Consider the following 22,186-nt stretch of genomic DNA (forward strand, 5'->3'; position numbering starts at 1 on the left):
GGATCCTCCTTTCCTTCACTACTTGATGCCGGAATGCGACATTGTGGCAATCACCTTGCGCTGAAAGAACAGAAACATAATCAGTGTTGGCAAGAACATGATGAGTGCAGCTGCTGCCGCTGCCGTCTGTCTGGCTACAGAGTTGGCAAGATTCTGGGTAAGGGTCGACAGAAAGAAAGGAAATGTCTTCATCGCATCGTCCTGCATGAACAGCGTCGATGTGGATACATCGCCCCAGATCGACTGGAAGGAGAGGATGGCGACTGTAGCACAGGCCGGCAGTGTAATCGGAATAATAATTCTTGCGAAGATCGTAAACTCCCTCGCTCCGTCAATTTTACCTGCTTCAATCAGCTCATTCGGAACCTGATCCATAAACTGCTTCATCAGAAATACACCTACGGTACTCGCGATATGAGGCAGGATATGTGCCCAATAAGTGTTCATAATACCCAGATTGGCAACCACTACATATCTGGGAATATTAATTGCCTCCTGCACAAACATCAGGGACACGACAATAATGGAAAATAGCAGCTTGTGACCCGGAAATTTATGCTTCGAGAGCGGATAGGCGCAGAGAGCGCTTACAATAGTGACGCTTCCTGTTCCGATGACGCCAACGACGATGCTGTTAAACAAATATCGTGAAACAGGGATAACGGCATCCCGGGTCATGACAAACAGCTCGGTAAAATTGCTCAAGGTCGGCTGCCGGACAAAAATATTCGGAGGGAAAATAAACAGCTCCGAGTACGGCTTGAGCGCATGGTTTATGATGTAAATGATCGGCACCAGCATCAGCACAGCGAATATGCCGAGCAGAAACGTCAAAATCAGCTGTGTTCTGTCCATACGCCGAAGCCAGAATTTATGGCGTATTACAGGCCGTTTGACTGACTTCTGTGATCCATCATTTGCGGCATGGTCCATGTTCATTCCCCCTTCGTACCAAACAATCTCCAGCTGAGCCTGTTGAATATATAGATCGTAATGAGCAGAACAACGGATAAAGCTGCTGCATAACCCATCTCAAACCGGACCAGCCCATAATCGTCAATGTGATTGACGAGAGTATGGCCTGCATATTCAGGAGTGGGCTTGGTCTGCGACAGCTGTTCACCAATGGCTCCAGCCTTGAACGCAGATACAATGGCCATCACGGAAGCAAACAGCATCTGCGGCCGCATATAAGGAATCGTAATATACCAGATTTCCTGCAATCTGCTCTTGATCCCGTCAAGCCGCCCGGCCTCATAGAGTGTCTCATCGACGTTCAGAATTCCGGCGAGCATCGCAAGGAAGCCCACGCCCATACTTGACCACAAGGTGACGATAATCATGGAATTCATCAGGTATGCAGGATCAAGCACCCATAACTGCGGTTCGTCAATGATGCCAAGCTTAAGCAAGAAGCTGTTTAGATAACCGATCCGATCTCCGGACAGAAGCGGCTGCCAAATAATCTGCATCACTACGCCTCCTGTTAGAGAGGGAGCATAAATCGCAAGCACGAACCACAGCCGAATTTTGTCTGGAATCTGAGCGATCAGCCAGGCGAGAATAAAGGACAGAATCAATCCGCCTGGACCAACCAGCACCGCAAATTTGATCGTATTCGGAATTGCGTGCTTTAGAAATAAGGTATCCTGTGAAAAAATGTACTCATAGTTGTCCCAGCCGATAAATCTAGGGAATTGAATTGTATTGAAATCCGTGAAGCTAAGCCCAAACGCAGCCAGTACCGGCAGAAGAATGAACAACGTAAAGGCGATGACAAAGGGAGAAATAAACAGGTAAGAAAGCCGGTATTTCCATATCTCCCTAAACAGCGCTGCAATACGATTGCTGCTGGTCTTTTGCTTTTTCTCTGGAGGTCTTAATGGCTTAGAGAGCTCTGCCTCATGGGTTGACATACCTATCCACTCCCTTCCAAGGCTCTGTCACCTGTGGTGGATCATAGGTGCTTACAATCTGTCCCTGATCATCAATGAAATTGAATTCCCTCGCCTTACGCCAAATCTCACGATCAATGCCGAGTATTCCCTCTTCAAGGGCATCACGGTAGTTCTGACCGCTCAGGACGGTTCTGTTCCATGCGTTCATCACTTCCCGCGGGATAAAATACGAGCCTGGTATATTGGCCATATCCTTGTACCAGCGCCACTGCTCAAGCATGACTGCAAGCTCTTCCTCGTTCCACGGCAGTCCTGTAAAGGCTTCAAGATTCGCCGTATTCCAGCGGAACGCTACGCCGTAGAATCCTTCCAGATCATTCCCGAATCGCTGCTGCGTCTCGCTCGACAGCCACCATTGCAGAAACTGCCAGGCTTCCTCTTTAAGATTGCTGTTTGAGAAGATCGACGCCGCGGTCTGATTTCCGCCTGTCCAGCGTTCTACTTCCCCGCGCTCACTCTCTGTTCCCGGCAGCGGTGCCATTCCCCACCAGCCATCCAGCTCCGACGCAGCTACACGCATCTGCAAATAAAAGTTAAAATCAGCGATCCCGATCGGCATATCTCCATCGCGGAAATGCTGGTAGAAGCTCGGAACTTGCTGCTCGATTCCATATACAGTAAACAGATCGGTCATAAGCTTGAAGCCGGTGAACGCCTCGGGTGAATCAAGTGCTGTCTTCATTCCGTCTGCCGTATAAAATTCAGCACCGTACTGATATAGGAAGGTCATGTAATCGTTATACGGAATGTGGAAGTTATATCCGTTCTGCTGCAGAGTGGGAAGCATCTCGATCACATCTTCCCATGTATCGGGCACGCCAAGCCCCAGCTTCTGCAAAATGTCCTTGCGGTAATAGAGCACCTGAAACCGCTGTGTTTCCGGCAGTGCATAGTAGCCGTCAGCAAAATAGTAGGGTAAAGTAGAGCCTGGTGAGTATTGTTCAAACAAATCATCAAATCCCGGATAATTGGACAAGTCCTCTACTGCCCCGCGAATGGCCAATTCAATCGGCCTTCCTTCCGTCATCCCCAGGGCAATATCCGGAGATTTACCTGCCGCATTCGCCATCACTAGTAAATTTTCATCTGGCAGCAGGTCCACCTGGACTTCGATGCCCGTCTCCGGAGTAAAATATTGATCCGCCATCTCCTGTATCAGATTGACATAGTCACGGCCATAGTTGACCCATATATTCAGTACCTCATCCTCACTGGACGATAGTCTGTTGTCTGAACTAAAGGAATGAAAGAAAGAAGAGGCATTTCTTAGCGTCTTCTCCCCCCAATTGGCTTCCATTCGCGGAAAAGCTGTGCCTGCCGGAGCAATATACAGCTTGTCAAGCGCAAGCGGTGCAGCCGTGAGACTCGCTGTAATTGAAGCAATCCGGGATGAGATCAGACTTAGATCCTCCAGCTTGTAGGGTATATCATTCGGATAACGAAGAATGTCCTCTACATCGGTTATTGCTGTAGACAAGGACTGTGAGTTTGCATCCGCTTCGCCATTCACCTCAAGCAGCATGGCCGCCATACGTTCAAGCTTCCGCTTAATCTCCTCTGTCCTTGTAATCAGCTCCGGAAAGTTCTCTTTGATTCTCCACGTTCGAGCTGTATCTTCTACTCCTCCGGTAATCGTGTTGATATTCTCAGATAAGGCTCTAATTGAAGCGAGTACTTGTTCTTGCTCGTTAAGAACTTGATTGTAAGGAGCATATGTAACAGCCAGTGTGAGGGTGTGCTCACCTTTTTCAAGGTATATTTCATAAGGTTCTTCCGCAGATTGGCCGATCACCAGCCCCTGCCAGCTTGTAGAATAAGAGATCGGATATGCCAGCAGCTCTTCGAAGGGCACCTTCCCGTCAATCATGATCTTCCGATACACCTTTTTGCTCGATTGGTAGCCTTGATAGGCCCTGATCCCTAGGTTATAACGTCCACTGTCCGGTACTGTGAAGCTCCAGGTTATTGCGCCGCCGCCATTCTGCCAGCGTGTGCCGCCGACGGCATTAAAGATCAGCTTGCTCGCGGCGTCCGGTGTCATGAGCGGGTCCTGATCCGTCATCGCTTGAATCGCTACATCATTCTTGGCCTGCATATTCTCGGCCTCAATTACGATGACTTCACTTCCACTCGCATTCCCATTGCTCACCGGCATGTTAGTCTGAAACACCTCGTAAGGCGGTATCCTTGTTGGCGGAACAAGCTCAATTCGATCGATAACGATAGGTGCAAAGGATTGAAGACGCAAGGTATGCTTGCCTTCGGTCAGCTTCCACTTTAGCGGTAGAGGAGTGGTTCCCTCCGCATCCTGAAATGGCTGTCTCATCCACTGATTCTGTTCAATCGGCCTGGGTCTAATATGGTTTCCATTCTCATCTGTCTTGAAAGGAAGCTCATCCCTGAACCATCTGGGAAACTCGATCGCCCTTGCCTCGTTGAACACATATTCACCTTCAAAGGATACAGCCATCGTTGTCGGCCGGTAGCTCTGATAAACGGCATCCTCATCAATCAAGGCGTGATATGACAGCGCCATTTCATACATTCCTTCGGCAGGAACATCAATTTCATACTCGATCCATTCCGTCCGGTTATTGCTCCAGATCAGTACATCTTCCTTGCCTGCGTATGAGCCGGCGGATACACTTGCCCCTTCCGATTGGCCTGAGATACTTGTGCCGGGTACGAGAATGGACTCCCGAGCCGGCGGAACTCCTTCTTGCTCCCATGAATCAGCAACATCCGAATAATACGGTTCGAATGCGCTTTCAATTGTGGGATTAACAAGCGGATATTCTCCATCCTTTGAATCTTGTAAGGAATCGGCAGCGGAGACAGGTGGAGTGGCAGAAGGGCCTGTGGATGGAAAGATGCCCGTAAACAGAACGATACCAAGCAGAAGGATAAGGAAAATATAGCGGATATGCTTCATATTGCACCTCTCTTTTCCTGTAAATCAGCTGAACCTTTCACCCGTAGTTTTATCGAAAAATAGTGCCTTGTTCATATCCATCGCCAGCCGTATCTCTGTCAGCTCTTCCACATGGTCTCTCGGGTTCACCCTGACAATTAAATCCTTGTCAGTTCCAATATCGACATACAAGTAGCGGTCGGCACCCATTAGCTCACTGAACTGATGTATGCCTTGGAATACAGCGTTTGGAAAGGTCTCGAACATGATTGGTTCTATGCTTATATTCTCCGGCCTGATCCCGAGGATAACGTACTTATTGACCCTGTTTCGCTTCCTCAAGGGAACAGCAGCGCTCTCCGGAATAACGAGACGATGTCTTCTCGTCTGAAACTCCAGCTGATCGTCCGCTTCTACAATTTTCCCTTCTATAAAATTCATCTGTGGAGAGCCGATAAAGCCTGCAACGAACATATTCTGCGGACAATTGTATATCAGCTCTGGAGAATCCACCTGCTGAATAATGCCGTCCTTCAGTACGATAATTCGGCTGCCCATCGTCATCGCTTCTGTCTGATCATGGGTTACATATATGGTTGTCACTCCAAGCTGTTTATGAAGCTTGATGATCTCAGTACGCATATGAACCCGGAGCTTGGCATCCAAGTTAGATAACGGCTCATCCATGAGAAATACCTGCGGATTACGCACGATGGAGCGGCCAAGTGCTACACGCTGACGCTGTCCGCCGGACAGCTCCTTCGGCTTTCGGTCAAGATACGATTCGATCTCAAGTATTCTCGCTGCTCGCTTTACCGCCAGATCAATATCATGCTTTGGCAATTTGCGAAGTCTTAGTCCAAACGCAATGTTCTCATATACGGACATATTGGGGTACAGTGCATAGTTCTGGAACACCATCGAGATGTCTCTATCCTTCGGCGGTAGCTGATTGACCATTTCATCATCGATCCAAATCTCGCCCTCAGAGATTTCCTCCAGCCCGGCAAGCATACGCAGCGTCGTCGATTTGCCGCACCCCGATGGTCCAACAAATACGATAAACTCTCTGTCCACAACCTCCAGATGAAAATCCTGTACGACGGGCTGCTGATCTTTGCCATATCTTTTGTACACATGGTTAAACAGGATTCGTGCCATCACCCTTCTCCTCTCGTTTCATCCTTCTTTTCACTATGGGCTCCTGCTGAGCTTTCCTGCAATTCCATTATTTTGTATCTGTGTATAAACGCTTTACTTTCGCTATTCGGTGTAGTCTGGATTGTTTCTGCTAACAGATCAACCATTTGTATAAATGACTAACCGATGCCGTATTTCTTTGTACTCCATAAAAAAGAATGCGCCGAATTCACGCATCCTTTTTGAAAATTCTATAGCAGCCTTTTCACAGACTATCGTACAATGTATATCGCTCTTTTACGGAAAAAACTCTCTTGAGAATTTGTTTTGACTCTGTCACTATTCCCGCTTTTCCTCACGAACCGGCTTGATATAAGCAGGGATCCCGCCTACTTTGATCGGAATAAAGTCTGTATCAAAGCTTCCATGATAACCAAATAGCGGTCCCCAATGATCATTTGTCACTTTAACGTCTATACGATATTTATCCATAGTCTCATCGTACCACTCCCTCACATCCGCTACACCGGAGAACCGCATGGGAAACCGAAATCCGATAATGCCTTCATAAAAACGCTGCTCACCAGATCGCAGTCTTAAGCCTCCTTCCTCATCGACAGTCAGGTCAATGTCCACTGCCAGATGCTGATGCGTGCCTAGATAATCCACAATCCTGTTCCGCTGACAGCTATAAATCATGGTGGCATCAAATCTGCGGCGTTGGTTACCAAAATCATAGGTCCGGATCCAAGTCACGGTCTCTCTTCCGAATTGATCCAGATAAGCATAGTTTTCTATCGTAAACGGCACATTCGTCCCTTTCTGAGGAAACATAATATTTCGCCAGGTACCGATATATAGAAAAGGAAGGGTATACATTCGTCCATACCATACGGAATCCATCACTCCTCTCCCGATTGAAGCGATTCCGCTTAAGCTGTTAAACCCAAATCGCTTCTGAATTCGGGGGTGGAGCTTCTCAAAATCGGTTCCTAGTACTGTCCGATAGATCGAATCCATTGCTTGTTCTCCTCTCTCATAGCTGCTTGCGGATACAGTGCTTTGCGGATGGAAGATGTGCGAGTGTCATACAGCCTATCCAGGCAAGCAAACAAACTGCCATATTTAAAGTGGCTGGATTAAACGGCGCAAGGAAGACGGATATATCTGAGATCGCTGCACCGATAGCGAGAAGCAGCATAGCTGCAATGTTGAATATGTAGAGCGCCTTTCGCCTGTGAAATAAGAGGCATAAGATCCCAACGGCTATTTCCAGCAGCCCCACCACCTGCAGCAAGAGCACTGCATTCGCCTCCGAACCGATGATCCCCTTCAACAGTGCAAGCTCCTGAGCATCCTGCGTAAGCAGCTTCGGTACCAATCCATGGTAAATCCAGGTAAACATAAGGCCAAACGTGACGATCGCATGAATAAATAGCTGCCGGTAGGATATTTTAGGAGAAATTCCTTTTTCAAGCCAAATCTTAAGTACATCAAAGCTGAGCGCTGTTGCCCAGCCCATCAATGGCCTGAAAACAAAAAAGTCAAACCATTTTCCCAGGAAATAAAATCGGGTCTTGTAATCATAACGGGTTAGAAACCGGATGCCCTTATCCGCCTGCTCATAGCGCCAGTACCCTCCTCCAGACAAAATAAGAGAGATCGCCTGATCCGAGGAGAAATGTAGGGAAGACATACGTTTATGATCCTGATGTTTCCCGGAAGTGGTCACTCCCTCCCCTTCTATTCGGAGCCCGAATCCGATGTTCGTCACATAACGAAATCGCTGTTTTTCCTCCTCTTCTTGCTTAGGGATGTAATCAATCTGCGAAAAACGAAGATCCCATTCCACATGCTTCTGTGGGTTTTGCGTGGCCTCCCAGATCGATTCCATGTCCGTATGGATGAGTGTCTCGACATATATCGGCTGATTCGCAAACACTCTCATGCCACCTCCTTAACGAAGCTCAAATTGTATATGAGAAAATAATCACAATGTAATTTATATTATAGACGCTGTAATACAGTAAAAGTTTCCTGTTTGTTCAAAAAAAGAGCTTCTCTGCAACAGGAGCTACCTGCTTGCATGAGAAACTCTCTTTTATCCACATCTTAGATTAGTTCAGATTTCTGGAGGAGCCGCTCTACAATCGCTGCAACTTCAGCTCTGGTCATATTTGCTTTTGGAGCAAGCTTGGTTTCACTTCTGCCATTAATAACGCCTGCTTGTACACTCTTCGCAATGCCCACGCTCGCCCATTTCGACGCATCTGGTGCATCCACGAAAGTATCAAGCTGGGAAGCATCCGCCGGCAGCGTGGTATTCAGCTCCGTGATTTCCATCGCCTTTGCAATGATGACCATGGCCTGCTCACGAGTAATTTGTTCATTCGGACGGAAGGTGCCGTCTCCAAAACCTTGAATAAGTCCAAATTCGGCTGCTGTTATTACAGCACTGTTATACCAGTCTGACATAGCTACATCCGTAAATGACGATGGTTGATTATCACGTGCTAGCCCTAACCCGCGAACAACAATTGCCGCAAATTCTGCTCGGGTAATATTCTGATCAGGATTGAACAGGCTGCTGCCTACTCCATCAACTACCATTCTTGATCCCATATTATTTACTGCAGCTTGTGCCCAGTGACCTTGTACATCACTAAATTCAATAGGATTCCAAATTACAGAATAGGAATTGCCGCTCGTCAAACTATTAATCATTGCATAATACTTGCTGTTGATCTGCGTAACTTTGGTTGGTACGTGACGTACCGAGCCATTTGCATCAACGATGACGCCCGTCGTGATCTTGCTTACGTCTACTCCATCAGGAATAGCAATCATCCGAGTAACAAATTGATTAAATTCAGAAATTTCAACGGACTGATTACCATAAGTGGCACTTATAGAAAAATCAACAGCAGGTGTAATCAAGGTGAATTTGCCGTTTACAGCTGCATTCTCGATTACCTTAACCATTTCACTATTGGTCGCTGCAACCTTCACTTCAAATTTAATATCCTGAAGTGCTGCAGCTCCAAACTCTTTCGAAATTTCATCAACTCGGATTGCATCTGCAGGCAGAATATATGCTGCATTTGATGTCTTGATTTCGAGCTTGGTCTCTGTCTTCTCCAGATTCTTGACCGTCTGCCCGGTTAGTTCACCGATCAGTACATCGGATTCCTGCTTGGAAGTAATGGATAAGATTGAGCTTGAACCTTCACTTGCAAGCTTATCATTTAATTTCTGTTCGTCTATAGACATTTTGATTACACTTTGACCATTTTGCTCACTAGTTGACACTGTTCCGATATCCTCTGCTTTGCCGTTTATCAGAATTTCTGATTCAGCTTGTGGTGCCGTCACTGGAGTAGTCGGCGGAGTCGGTACATTTGTATCGTCCTCGCTTGGCGGAGCAGTTGGTACCAATGGGGTCACAGACTCCGATTCAGCAGATTGCACACTGTTTCCTTTGCCATTAATGGCGGTAACCGTAAAGGTATAGCTCGTCCCGTTATCCAAGCCTGTCATTGTAATAGGGCTAGATGTTCCAAACACCTTATGGTTTCCTGGCATGGCGGTAACTTCATATCCCGTAATTGGGCTTCCTCCGTCATCCACAGGAGGAGTAAAGGTGATGATCGCTTGACGATTGCCTGCTGTGGCCGTTATATTGGTCGGCACCCCAGGAACCGTCATCGGCGTAGCAGTAACCGGTAAGGAAGGGGCACTATCACTGCCCGTGTTCGTTGCCTTTAGTACAAAATAATAGGCTTTGCCATTCGTTAACCCTGTAATGGTGTGACTGTAGACTGAATCTGTTACGGCAGCTACTTCGTTATCGATCGCTTCCGGCGATTCACTCATGAACACTTTATATCCCGTTGCCTCGTCCACTCCGTTCCAAGTCAAGGTCACTTCTCCATTACCAGCAACAGGCTCAAGCAATATTGGCGCTCCTGGTGCAGGCGGCATTGGTGTAACACTTGCCGATGAAATCGAAGATAGGGAATCTCCTGCACGATTAGTCGCTACCACGGTGAAGGTGTAGGCTATACCATTTTCCAAACCTGTAACTTTGATCGGACTTTCCGTACCACTAGCCATAATACCCCCAGGCTGAGCAGTTACCGTGTAATTCGTAATCGGACTGCCTCCATCGAAGGCAGGCGCTGTAAAGTTAACTATCGCTTCACCATCACCCGGAATTGCAGCCACATTCTCAGGTATGCCTGGCTTGTCCGCCACATTGACTGTCACTGTATCTGTATACTCACCGTCAACTGTCGTGACAGTTATAATCGCTGAGCCAGGTCCAACCGGTGTAATAACACCGTTCTCATCAACAGTAGCAACTGATGGATCGCTGGAGGACCAGATTACATTAGGATTATTTGCATTTGCAGGGGATATAGACGCACTCAATTGCTCATTCTCTCCACCCACAGTCAACTCAAGATCATTCTTGCTCAATATTACATCCGTTACAATAATTTCTCCCGTTCCATTTACAATAAGCTGAAAGTCGTAATATTCAGTAATTATTCCATCATTAACCTTGACTGTAATTCTGGATGTACCATATTGATTAGCTGTTGGCTTCATTGTAATTGTTCGATTCTCTTCAGCCCCGCTGATCTCCAAATTATCATTCGAAATGAGATTCGGGTTAGACGACACAGCTGTAACTTGAAGCTCATCTCCATCTACGTCGAACACTTTAAACGCTCTCTCTGCCGTTCTGTTCATGTCTGTCGTAACTGCGCTGATGAATCCTTCTGCTTGTTTAAATACAGCATTTTCAATCTGGCCATTCATTACTTCTGGCAAGCTGACAGCGTTATCTCCATTGCTGCTGCTGTCTAATCTGTAACTCGCAATGAGATCGGTCTCTGTACCTGTAAGCGTAGTATTCATTTCTCGAATGACATCTTCTTTGCTCTTCGCCTTACTCCAGAACCTTACATCCTTCATGCCTCCGGAATAATAGCCATCCTGTCCCCAGCTACTCTTGCCAAGATAATGATTTGCTCTAAATCTAGATCCAATAGAGCTTAAATCTGCAGCACCAGAAGCCTTAAGCTCACCATTCCAATAGATATACGCTCTTTTCTCTTCCTGATTGTACACTAGCGCAACATGAACCCATTGATTCAAAGGAAAGCTTTCTACTGTAGTCATATTATTAGTTGCCCCAGCAACAGGACCACTTGAACCGTTGTATGCAGAAAAATTCATCTTGCCTTGAGTAAATCCGACAAAGATGTTATCACTGCCCGGACCATTGGCAGACTCGAAAAATCTCATCCAAGTGTTAAACTGATTCACCTTTAAATATCCTTCAACTGTGAAGGAATCTGCGTAAATCGAATTTATGTTGGATGGCAGCGTAACGTAATCTCCATTTCCGTCAAAATAAAGATACTCTCCTGCTTGCTCATCCGTCAGATACGGCGCGTCATTTACAGGAGTCACCGAAATATATGCTTCTCCCTGATCCGTACTATAAGCAGCTGAGCTCGTATCTACATTTTTTGCATATCTGCTTCCACTGGACATATCCCACAGCTTGTACTTCATACTTGCCTGACCATTCCAATTCGGATTGGGAGTAAAGCGAATTTTATCTGAACCTGCCAGTAATATATAAGCGGTTCCTCCATCTGTTTTCTCAATGTTGTACCAGATGCTCCCGTTGTAATACTCCCAGATTCCATTTGCAGTATCCGTATCCATAATAGCTATACCCAGCACTTCCTCGGACGGCACCTTATCCTGAAGTATAGAGGAAACGCTAATTTCCCGACTTCCAGAATCCTCCTCAATCGGTTGAAGCACCGTTTCTCTATCATCCGTACTCCAACCCATGCCTGCTGCTTGGGCCCAGGCACTCCCACTGTAACCAGTTCCAGATACCGCAATACCAACAGATAGCGTCGTACTTACGGCGATTTTTACAAATTTCCGGTTCATTTGTTTCTTCCCCTCTATTACTAATTGCTCAATTCGACATAATTCTCCTAAATTATACATTTATGAAATAAACAAAAAATAAACAAGTAAAAAGGACCTAGGATAATAGACTTATTATACAAGGCCCTTTTTTGCATCATTACACAAGTGAGCTGATTAGCTTTTTAATAGAAGATACCGGTTCTGTCCCTAGTTCTATTTTATATAAATCTTCTAAATTCTGATAAAAACGGAGCGCTTCCTTTTCCCTTCCCAGCTCTAAGTACATTTTTATCAATTCTTCGCCAATATCCTCACGAAAAGCATCTATTCTGATCATTTCTTCATAAAAGTATAGAGACCGTTCGCTATGATTTGTTTTTCTATAGTATTTGGCAGCATATTCAAGCATTTTCATATAATCCTGTTCAAGCTCTAACCCCCTGCTGCTCGCCCATTCGTATGTCTTTCCTTTCAGAAACGGTCCGGTATACAACTTCATGGCTGACTCTACTTGTTCAATTTCAAAAATACGACTGTTGCTTTGCTGCTTCATCAAACGATCAAACTCATATATGTCACAGGACAAATACCCTACATCAATACGAATTTCATTTCTGGTTGCTTGGATAACAGATGCTCCCTTGTAGCAGCCATTAATAGCTTGGCGAATGTAATACAGGGTGGAATTCAGATTTTTCCAAGCTTTTTCAGGCTCAAAATTTTTCCATAAAGTATCAATAATCTCATCACGACTGACTGTTCTTTTATGCAGCAAAAAAGCAAACAATTCTTCCGTCTTAGGGCTTCTCAGCTTAACCCATTCTTTTTGATGATTGCTTTGATATACTTTAAATCCGTCAAACATTTCAACCTTCAAGAGCAGATCAGTGGTCTCTGCAGTCAGCCTTTTTTCTTGGATCTTAGTTGAAACGGTTCTGCGAATTTTGTTTAAAGTCACCTCTACTCTCTGTGCCGTGACAGGCTTTAATAGATAATCCAGTGCGCTAATTTCGAAGGCTTGAACCGCATATTCATCGTATCCGGTTACGAAAACGACCTCAATGGAGTCATTGTGATGCTTCAGATACTTGGATAGCTCCATTCCATTTAATTCAGGCATTGAAATATCTAAAAATACGATGTCCACGTGGTTTGCTTCTATATATTCAAGGGCATCCTTTGGATTCAAATAAGTACGGCAAACCTCTATTTCCTCATTATCCGTCAGCAGTCTTTTCAAGCGATTAATAGAGAGCTCTTCATCATCCACAATAACGGCTTGCAGCATTCTTTAATTACTCCTTTTCATGTATTCTGGATGGGCCGGAATTTGGAACATAATTCGTGTCCCGACTCCCTCCACGCTTGTAACCTCAAAGTCGATACCGTATAACAGCTTGATTCGCTGACCTATATTCCACAGGCCTACACCTTTTGTCTCTGTCTGAGGAGATAGAATCTCCTTAAGCTTCTTCTCACTCATCCCACAACCATTGTCGGATACGGAAAAGGACATCATATAATCCTCCTGCTTCCTCACCACGACATTAACAATTCCTCCATTGGAGTTGGACATAAGCCCATGTCTGATTGCATTCTCTACTAACGGCTGCAGGCTGAGGGGGGGAATTTGGATAAATGGATCCGCGTCAATGTCATACTCTACTTGAATTCGGCTGCCAAACCTTGCTTTTTCAATATGGACATAAGCTTCAACCAGTGCTAATTCTTTCTCGAGCGTAGTGAACGAATCCAGCTGTTTAAAATCAAAGCTATTTCTTAAATAACTGGAAAGATGAAGCACCAAATCTTCTGCCTGAGAAGGCTCAACGATACATAGCTCAGCTATCGAGTTCAAGGCGTTATATAAGAAGTGCGGCTTAATTTGTGAGCGTAAAAAAGCAATTTCAGCGTCCTTCGCATGTTTCACAGCTGCTTTCATTTTTGTAAGGTTGTTGACCCTAGCCAGCAATTCCTCTGTCTCAAATGGCTTCCCGACGTAATCATTCGCACCGTTATCCACAGCAACCCTCATATCATCAGCCTTATTTCTCGCTGTAAGCATTAGTACTGGCAGCTCAAAGAGCGTATATCTTTCTCGGATTTTCGTTAGTACCTCATAACCGCTCATATCAGCCATCATAATGTCCAAAATAACAAGATAAAAATCCTGGTTTTTATCCAGCTCCTGAAGCGCCTGATGCCCATTGTTAACGGCAACAATCGAGTAACCCTTCAGCTTCAAAGCATTGATTATGGATTGCATATTGGCTAAGTCGTCCTCGACGACCAATATGGGTTCTTTGATTTTACCCTCCAGATATAACGGATATTGAACTTGTAAATTCAATGACTCGTTAGCCTCCACATGATGTTCCTTTGATGCTGTATCCCGCTCAGCTGAATCCATACCTAGCTGTGGTAGGGTAAATGTAAAAACAGATCCTTCTCCGATCGCAGATTCCACTTGAATCTGGCCCCCGTGCAGTTCAACGAGCTTCCTAGTAATATTCAGTCCGATGCCTATACCGCTTCGATCGTATTTCGATGATGATTCAATCTGCTCGTAGGCTTGGAATATAACCTCTTCCATATCCGGAGCGATTCCAATTCCAGTATCTCTAACATGAATCACGACCGTATTTCGATTCATCCCTGCACTGATTTCAACTTCACCAAGGTCTGTATACTTAATCGCATTCCCAATCAAATTATGCAGAATTTGTAGTAATCGATCAGGGTCGGCATAAATATCCGGGAATGCTTCCGAAATGCTATTTATGAGACGGACGGGCTTGTTCCCGAGTATAAACATCTGCACTTTAATAACCGCGTCTACAGATGCTTTCAGATTCATCCTTTTCTTATAGATTGTTATGTCTCCATTCTTCATCTTGGAGTAATCCAGCAATTCGTTAACCAGCATAGTTAATCTTCTTCCACTGTTCTTAACAATGGTTAAATTCTGAATTTGCTGCTCGTTAAGAGGTCCTTCAACACGCTGAATGATCGAGTCAGTAATACCCACAATCGCACCAAGTGGTGTCTTTAGCTCATGAGATGTATTGATTAAGAAATCATCTTTAATTTTATCAAGCCTAACCAATTTATTTTTCATCTCTTTCATTTTCTGATAAGCCGTAAAGAAACGAAGCACAACGAGAAAGATCATAATGATATTAAAAATAACAATGTATAATTGCCCAAGCCATATCTCTTCTTTTAGAGAGAAGGCAAACAAGAGCAGGTCTAATGAATACAGATTTATTGTGAGCATCCCTAAAAACAACAATAAAGAATTTATTCGCTGATTTGTTGTACTTTTAACGTACAGTCCCCCTGCCCTCACCAGCATCCATAGAAGAAGAAGCTCATAAAATACAATTACATATACTTGAATTAGGGTATAGCTTTGAATAGGAAGAAGCACGATAAGCAGTGTAAATATACTAAGTACGGTAATCGTTATTTTCGTAGCTCTTCGTGAAATGATATTCTGTTGTAACTGATTGAAGAGGAGAGCAAGTACGATAAAGTAGGTTATCGAGCTGATATCCTTTATTTTGTAGATCCATTCAAAGGAAAAGCTTGAACCAAACAGCAATAAGACCCTTTCCCCTACTAGCCCCTGATAGATAGAAAATAGTAAGCATATCAAGGAAAATAGAAGCAATGAATAATCTTTCTTTCCATTCAGCCATGCAGCTATGAAGCATACGGCGTATATAACCGCAAGTGTAACCAGGATAGCAATCAAACTGAACTCACGAACGATCAGCTGTTGTTGATGTTTCGTCATATGGTTCAGCTCGCCAAAATAAATGGAAGCTGGAATCCCAGCATTTATATAATCATAGTTAGCTACATGAACTATAATTTCTATATCATCACCAGTAGATGGGAATCCTCCCATTTGAGGGATATTGCCTGCTGTATAGTCTGTATTGCGATCAGAGGGATTCCCATCAGACAGCAACCTCTCACCATTGATATAAATATCACTTGAAAAACGGATATTCGTTTTTTTTAATGCAAAAACCATATGATCAGGAACATTGCTCAGTACCATCCGATAAGTCGCATACCCGTGCGCAGGTAGAGGCTTGCCGTTAATTCTGCTCTGGGTCCAATCAGAGGGCACTTTCATTATCATTCTGGAAGCAGCATCTGATGAGTCTTGCCTGAAGAAGGAAGGGGGAAGTAACTCATTCCAATAAAACTCCCATTCACCATCCAACTTTATCCTGCCGTCCTGCTCTGGATTCCAAGCTGCGAGGTCCATCACTCCGTTTTGTACTTGTAATTCTTGACGTGCTTCGTTACTAATAAGAATAGATATGGGAATCAAAGAAAGTAAGACAATAAAGATGATAGAAATCGTTAATAATCTTTTATACAAAAATCCCGCTCCTTCAACAATCATTTCACCTATTTATCGGCTATTAAAGAGCTTTGATTTAACAAAAAAAAAGAGCCTCCTTCGACAACAGCACTGCTGCTTATCAAAAGAAACTCTTTATAATTTCACTCACATACCGGCTGATTCTTTCTGACTAGACTTCTGTCAGCTTCTCCTTACAAAACGCATCAAGGACAGCGATCTCATCTTCCTCCAGATCAAAATCCAAATATTGATCTGTTACGCTCTCGTATAGCTCATATTTGACAATACCGGAATCCGCTTCGCTGGTTCTATAAATGACCCGGATGTACACACCGTTCTCGGAGTACAGCTCGTCATCTTCCTCTACGTCCAGATCAATATGGAATTCATAACGGGTTCCTGCCAGAATGCCAAACGGATCTTTAACCTCTTCAAATCTATAGCTTCTCATTTCAAGCATTGATGTAATTCATCCTCTCTACCTTATGACGCTTTATTATATCAAGACACACCTGAAATCGTAAGGGTCTATCCTTCTTATTATTCTTTTCGCTTTCACGCGATAAATATACGGGGTGTTCCAAAAGGATTGACGATTCACAGTATACGAGCTCAAAGTGACAACAGTGTGGCACTATTTTCTGCTGGAAATCAGAATTAACTACAGTCTTTTTCCTCAATCTCCGATATACTTAGATACGACAACACGCCAGCAGGAGGAAGAAAGATGTATAGAAAAGTCGGTACTCAGCAAGAACTCGATATTTTTTATCTCATTAAAAAGACAAGCTGGGATGAGAAAGGGTTTGAAATGGAATACGCTGAACCCCATTCGGAGCAATTCCTTTTTTATATAGACGAGGAACCCGGGGGAACCTTTCAATTTACACCTTATGCATATTCAAGGCCTTTTATTAGAAATAAATTTGATGATATTGTATTAGACGGGATGAATCTCGTGGAGGTCGATAGTTTTGCTGTATTGCCAAGCTATCGCGGCAAGCTCGGAAGAGAAATTGTCAGCTTCATGATTCACTATGCCAAAGAACATCAATACACTCATGCCGTTGGAATGGCAGATCCTTACGTATTTGAACTGTTCAACCATACGTATCGTATCAGAACCACCCAAGTACAGAAGGAAGAGTGGTTTAAGGGAGCTCTTGCTATTCCAGCTCTTTTTCATCTGAAAGAAGTGTATGAACAAGCTCCATATGACTGGTATAGTCCACCCGAGGAATGGAAAGCGGGTGTTTTTTGACGTGGACAAGCATTACTTACTAAGGAAGAGAAACAACTGGGTTGTTGCCGTGTTTGCCACGGTCATTACTGTCGTACAAATGCTTAACTTTGCATTAGGAATCCCGCTGAGATTTGTACTTACGGTGGAGGGGATCATATTTCTCGTGCTCGTTCCGATGACGATTGTGGCCAGCTATTCTAAATTTGAAGAGCGGCTTACACCTTATATGAAGTATTTTAATATGATCGTGATTGGTATTTTTATGTTCATGATTAATCATATTGATCCTCACATGATCAACATCATGACCATGTATTTTTATGTCGCTATCATGGGAATTTACCAGGATCGGTTTATTAATCTGATGACAACGCTGATTACATTAGCCATTCTATGCTACTACTTCTTTACTCAAGGTGAATTCATATTCCATTCGACAAACGTGAACGATCTCCTGTATTACATCGTTACTTTTTGTTTTGTGTCCGTCTCTAATATTATGCAGGCTAAATTCAACAATAATTTGCAGCTGGAGAACCGAAGCAAGACGCAAAAAGTGATCGAAGCGAAGCAAGCGATGGAACATATGCTGTCCAGATTAACGGAATCGGTCCAATCGATTCGTGAATATCAGACCAATCTGAATACCACCGTAGACACGACCAACCAGCGTTCTGTAGAGATCGTCTCCTCCATCGAGAACATTCTATATTCTTATGAAGTACAGAATCAGAACTCTGCCTCGCACCGTCATCAGATGATTCTCATATGCGAGAAGGTAGAAGCGATGAATGCAGAGCTCGTGAGATCACGCGGGACAGGAGAAAACACTCCACAATTAAGCAACTACGATCAACTAATGGCTGAATTAAAGGATATGCTGCAGGTCGCCAAAGAAAGAGCGGAATATACAGCCAATATCACAGAACAACATAAAAGCAGCCTGAAAGATGTACTGGACCTCGTATCAACCCAGCAGCAGGAAATGACGAACTTATCGGAAGGCTTCAATAAGCTTGAGAAGCAGATGAGCAGGATGAATCGTAAAAATCAGGTATGATGTCGTGATTTTGCACTCTTTTATGTCATAATCTTGGAATATCCCCGCAGATGGCTGTCATGCTAAAATGTTCCCGAAACGAATCTCATATCTTCTCCATCATTGGCAGAATAAGGAGGACATTTTCTCGTGAACAAACAGATCAGAACAGCCATCATCGGCTGCGGCGGCATTGCATTTGGGAAACATTTACCAAGCTTAAGTAAGATTAAGGAAGCGGGCATTGTCGCATTTTGTGACCTCATACCGGAACGGGCAGAAAAAGCAAGAGCGGAATATGGATTGCCGGAAGCTAAGGTGTATACCGATTACACAGAGTTGCTGCAGGATGAGTCGATTGAGGTTGTACATGTGCTGACGGCAAACGATACGCATGCCGAAATCTCTATTGCAGCACTAAGAGCCGGAAAGCATGTGATGTGTGAGAAGCCGATGGCCAAACTCGCAGATGACGCCAAGCGAATGACGGCCGCAGCCAAGGAGTCGGGCAAGAAGCTGACGATCGGTTATAATAACCGTTTCCGTTCGGATAGCTTGACCTTGAAGAAGATTGTACAGGACGGAACACTTGGCGAAATTTATTACGCCAAAGCCCATGCGATTAGAAGGCGCGGGGTACCCACATGGGGCGTATTTCTGGACGAAGAGAAACAAGGCGGCGGACCGCTGATCGATATCGGTACTCATGCACTTGATCTCACATTATGGCTGATGGATAACTACGAACCCAGCATTGTCCTCGGCAGATCCTTCCATAAGCTGTCCTCCAAAGAAAATGCTGCAAACGCCTGGGGACCATGGGATCCAGCCAAATTCAATGTCGAAGATTCCGCTGTCGGTCTAATTGTTATGAAGAACGGAGCCACGATTTCACTGGAAGCCAGCTGGGCACTGAATATCATGGACGTTCAGGAAGCCAAGACAACCTTATGTGGAACCGAAGGCGGTGCAGATATGGTAGGTGGCCTGCGTATTAACGGCGAAACTCATGGCAAGCTCTTCCTGAATCAAATCTCATTGGATGCCAAAGGCGCTGATTTCTATGAAGGCCAATCCGATTCCGCACCTGATCTTGAGATGCGCAGCTGGTATGATGCCATCCTGCATGACACCGAGCCGCTGGTTACACCGGAACAAGCCTGTGTCGTTTCAGAGATACTTGAGGCCATATATGAATCGAGCAGAACCGGAAAAGCGATTTATTTTGAATAGTTAACCACAACCAATACAATGGAAGCGAGGTCGATATGATGAGCAAAATGCTGAAGCTTGGAATTCTCGGTTACTGGCATGTCCACGCGAGTGATTATGCATCGCAAGCGGATGCCCATCCTCTGACAGAAGTTACGGCTATATGGGATGAGGATATCGAACGCGGACGAGCAGAAGCAGCCAAACGCAGTGTTCCATTCTATGAGAATCTAGATCAGCTGCTCGCAAGTCCAGAGATCGATGGCGTTATTGTTGTTACGAGCACGGCTATTCATCATGAGGTCATAACCCGTGCAGCGAGAGCCAAAAAGCATATATTCACCGAAAAAGTGATCGCGCTTACAACAGAAGAATGCGCTGATATCCTCCGATGTGTACAGGAGGAGAACGTAACTCTCACCGCCTCCCTGCCACGATTGTATGAGCCCTACACACTCAAGGCAATGGAGATTATTCATAGCGGTCTGTTGGGGCAGCTCACCCTTGTTCGTACCCGGCTATCTCATAATGGAGCGATTCCGCAAGGTACCAACCATCAAGGCTGGCTTCCGGAACGTTTCTTCAGCTATAAGGAGACGGGCGGAGGTGCGATGACAGATCTCGGATGTCACCCGATGTATTTAGCCAATCTGTTCTTGGGTATGCCGGAGCAAGTCTACGCCAGTTATGGCTATGTAACTGGCAAAGAAGTTGAAGATAATGCCGTAGTCCAACTCAGCTATGCGAACGGAGCGCTTGGTGTTGTGGAAGCTGGGTTTGTAAACCGTCATTCCCCATTTTCCTTTGAAATTCACGGCACAGAAGGCAGCCTTCTCTACTCGGATCATGATCGCAAGCTCCTATACCGGGGAGCGAATGATGAGAAATGGCAAACGGCAGATCTGCCTGATGCAGAGCCAAGTGCCTTTGAGCAGTGGATAAGCCATATCGAGGCTGGTACTGTATTTGAAGCAAATTTGGTCATGGGATCTCAGCTGACCCAGCTGATGGAAGCCTCCAATCGTTCTGCGAGGAGCGGAGTGCCAGAGAAGCTTACCACCAAGCTCAAGCTGCCTAATTAAAGAGCGTAAAAGCTCTGATTCTACATTATACAAATCTAAATATGATCATCTGATATTCTTTAGGCCAATAAGCAAGGAGGCATGCAAGATGGAACGGAATGAATCCAGCCTGTCTTACCCCTATGAACTTATGAATGAACAACGCCATGCACTGGAGCAGCTAAATGTAGACTTTTCCTGGGGACATTACGGGATCCGGGTCGTTCAGTTCCATCTGATCACCTTTCCGGCGGGTAAAATCATTGAGTTTCATAAGCATTCAAGTGAGTTTGAATTCCATTTTATTCCGAGGGGCAAAGGCAAGGTTATACTGGAGGATCAGGAATATAAGCTATCGGAGGGAATGATGTATCTAACCGGCCCTCATGTGATGCATTATCAGGAAGCCGCTCCTGATGAGGCCATGGAGGAGCTGTGCCTCAGAATCGAAATTGTTCCGCTACGGCCTTCTGCCGCTTATGATAACTCCCCTATGGAACAAGGCTATTGGAGTACGGGAATCCAAGAGGAATACAATGAGGCTGAAGCCTGTATACGTCAGCTGAGCTCACTTCCCAAGATCCCGACGACCGATCGGTTCAAAGCAATGGAATGCTTTCTTACCGCCTATACCGCTTGGTATCGGAATGAACCCGGTTTATTTACGCTCATGAAGCAAGCCGTTATTAATATTATGCTTCGTACAGCCAGAGCTTATTTTCCTCAGCCCGGACGTTCTCTCCCCTCCAGAGATATGGGGCGTCATCGATACCTGCTGGCCGAACAATTCATGAAGGATAACTATATGGAGCCGCTCACCGTGGAAGTCGTTGCAGATCGGATACATCTTAGTGCCCGTCAGCTGCAGCGGATATTGAAAGAATACGGCGGAGGCACCTTTACCGAAATGCTGGAATCCATCCGTTTGTCTCATATCTGCAAGCGGCTGACAACAAGCGACAGCACGATAGATGAGATTGCGGAGGAAACCGGTTATTCCAGCGCTAATTATCTCCATGCCGTATTCAAGAGAGTCTACGGGATAACGCCCATGGAATACCGCAAATCCATGAGGATCAGGATGCTGCAAGCGAATACGGACATCTCTTCAGCTCCAGTCTCGGCTTACCGATTTTCTGAGCGGGAAAGCTCACTCCTGTAGGTGCCGGATGGAAGTGAGGACGCATACGGCATACGGCATACGGCGTCCCACGTCGGAATCACATCTTTTTACATGACAAGACGCTTAAGAGCCCCCAGCTTATGGAGGCTCTTAA

15 protein-coding genes are annotated in these 22,186 nt (G+C 45.0%); 5 read left to right on the top strand and 10 right to left on the bottom strand.

What is annotated here, in order from left to right:
- Nucleotides 1-18 precede the first annotated feature (18 nt).
- From BM415_RS13530 to BM415_RS13575, 10 genes are all read right to left on the bottom strand, one after another.
- The gene (locus BM415_RS13530) at nt 19-855 is read right to left on the bottom strand and encodes a carbohydrate ABC transporter permease (RefSeq protein WP_244533358.1); all 837 of its coding nucleotides are present in this window, start codon (nt 853-855) and stop codon (nt 19-21) included.
- Nucleotides 856-935: 80 nt separating this feature from the next.
- Nucleotides 936-1,916, bottom strand: coding sequence for a carbohydrate ABC transporter permease (locus BM415_RS13535; RefSeq protein ID WP_091158728.1), 981 nt, complete (start codon nt 1,914-1,916; stop codon nt 936-938).
- Nucleotides 1,903-4,890, bottom strand: coding sequence for an extracellular solute-binding protein (locus BM415_RS13540; RefSeq protein ID WP_091158729.1), 2,988 nt, complete (start codon nt 4,888-4,890; stop codon nt 1,903-1,905). Before BM415_RS13540 ends, BM415_RS13535 begins: the two co-directional genes overlap by 14 nt.
- A gap of 24 nt (nt 4,891-4,914) precedes the next feature.
- On the bottom strand, nt 4,915-6,030 hold the full coding sequence (locus BM415_RS13545) for an ABC transporter ATP-binding protein (RefSeq protein WP_091158732.1): 1,116 nt from the start codon (nt 6,028-6,030) through the stop codon (nt 4,915-4,917).
- Between the two features lie 318 nt (nt 6,031-6,348).
- A complete protein-coding gene (locus tag BM415_RS13550) occupies nt 6,349-7,029 on the bottom strand; it encodes a DUF4166 domain-containing protein (RefSeq protein WP_091158733.1) in 681 nt (226 codons plus the stop codon).
- A 16-nt stretch (nt 7,030-7,045) separates the two neighbouring features.
- On the bottom strand, nt 7,046-7,957 hold the full coding sequence (locus tag BM415_RS13555) for a DoxX-like family protein (RefSeq protein ID WP_091158735.1): 912 nt from the start codon (nt 7,955-7,957) through the stop codon (nt 7,046-7,048).
- 164 nt (nt 7,958-8,121) lie between these two features.
- On the bottom strand, nt 8,122-11,988 hold the full coding sequence (locus tag BM415_RS13560; RefSeq protein ID WP_170862446.1) for an S-layer homology domain-containing protein: 3,867 nt from the start codon (nt 11,986-11,988) through the stop codon (nt 8,122-8,124).
- A gap of 139 nt (nt 11,989-12,127) precedes the next feature.
- A complete protein-coding gene (locus tag BM415_RS13565; protein ID WP_091158738.1) occupies nt 12,128-13,258 on the bottom strand; it encodes a response regulator in 1,131 nt (376 codons plus the stop codon).
- A 3-nt stretch (nt 13,259-13,261) separates the two neighbouring features.
- On the bottom strand, nt 13,262-16,369 hold the full coding sequence (locus BM415_RS13570) for a sensor histidine kinase (protein WP_170862447.1): 3,108 nt from the start codon (nt 16,367-16,369) through the stop codon (nt 13,262-13,264).
- Between the two features lie 154 nt (nt 16,370-16,523).
- Nucleotides 16,524-16,814 (bottom strand): DUF6509 family protein, encoded by a 291-nt coding sequence (locus BM415_RS13575; protein ID WP_091158742.1) that lies wholly within the window; start codon nt 16,812-16,814, stop codon nt 16,524-16,526.
- Nucleotides 16,815-17,081: 267 nt separating this feature from the next.
- Between BM415_RS13575 and BM415_RS13580 the strand changes: the two genes are divergently transcribed.
- The 5 genes from BM415_RS13580 (at nt 17,082) to BM415_RS13600 (ending at nt 22,071) form a co-directional block, all read left to right on the top strand.
- Entirely contained in the window at nt 17,082-17,615 is a 534-nt protein-coding gene (locus BM415_RS13580; protein ID WP_091158744.1) for a GNAT family N-acetyltransferase, read from the top strand.
- A 1-nt stretch (nt 17,616) separates the two neighbouring features.
- On the top strand, nt 17,617-18,657 hold the full coding sequence (locus BM415_RS13585) for a hypothetical protein (RefSeq protein ID WP_139236988.1): 1,041 nt from the start codon (nt 17,617-17,619) through the stop codon (nt 18,655-18,657).
- A gap of 129 nt (nt 18,658-18,786) precedes the next feature.
- Nucleotides 18,787-19,869: a Gfo/Idh/MocA family protein gene (locus BM415_RS13590; protein WP_091158747.1), complete on the top strand. Its 1,083-nt coding sequence runs from the start codon at nt 18,787-18,789 to the stop codon at nt 19,867-19,869.
- A gap of 47 nt (nt 19,870-19,916) precedes the next feature.
- The gene (locus BM415_RS13595) at nt 19,917-20,930 is read left to right on the top strand and encodes a Gfo/Idh/MocA family protein (protein WP_091159266.1); all 1,014 of its coding nucleotides are present in this window, start codon (nt 19,917-19,919) and stop codon (nt 20,928-20,930) included.
- Nucleotides 20,931-21,018: 88 nt separating this feature from the next.
- Complete coding sequence (locus BM415_RS13600) at nt 21,019-22,071, top strand: AraC family transcriptional regulator (protein ID WP_091158749.1); 1,053 nt, start codon at nt 21,019-21,021, stop codon at nt 22,069-22,071.
- The last annotated feature ends 115 nt before the right edge of the window (nt 22,072-22,186 follow it).

The organism is Paenibacillus sp. 453mf, from assembly GCF_900116105.1.
GTDB classification, from domain to species: Bacteria; Bacillota; Bacilli; order Paenibacillales; family Paenibacillaceae; genus Paenibacillus; species Paenibacillus provencensis.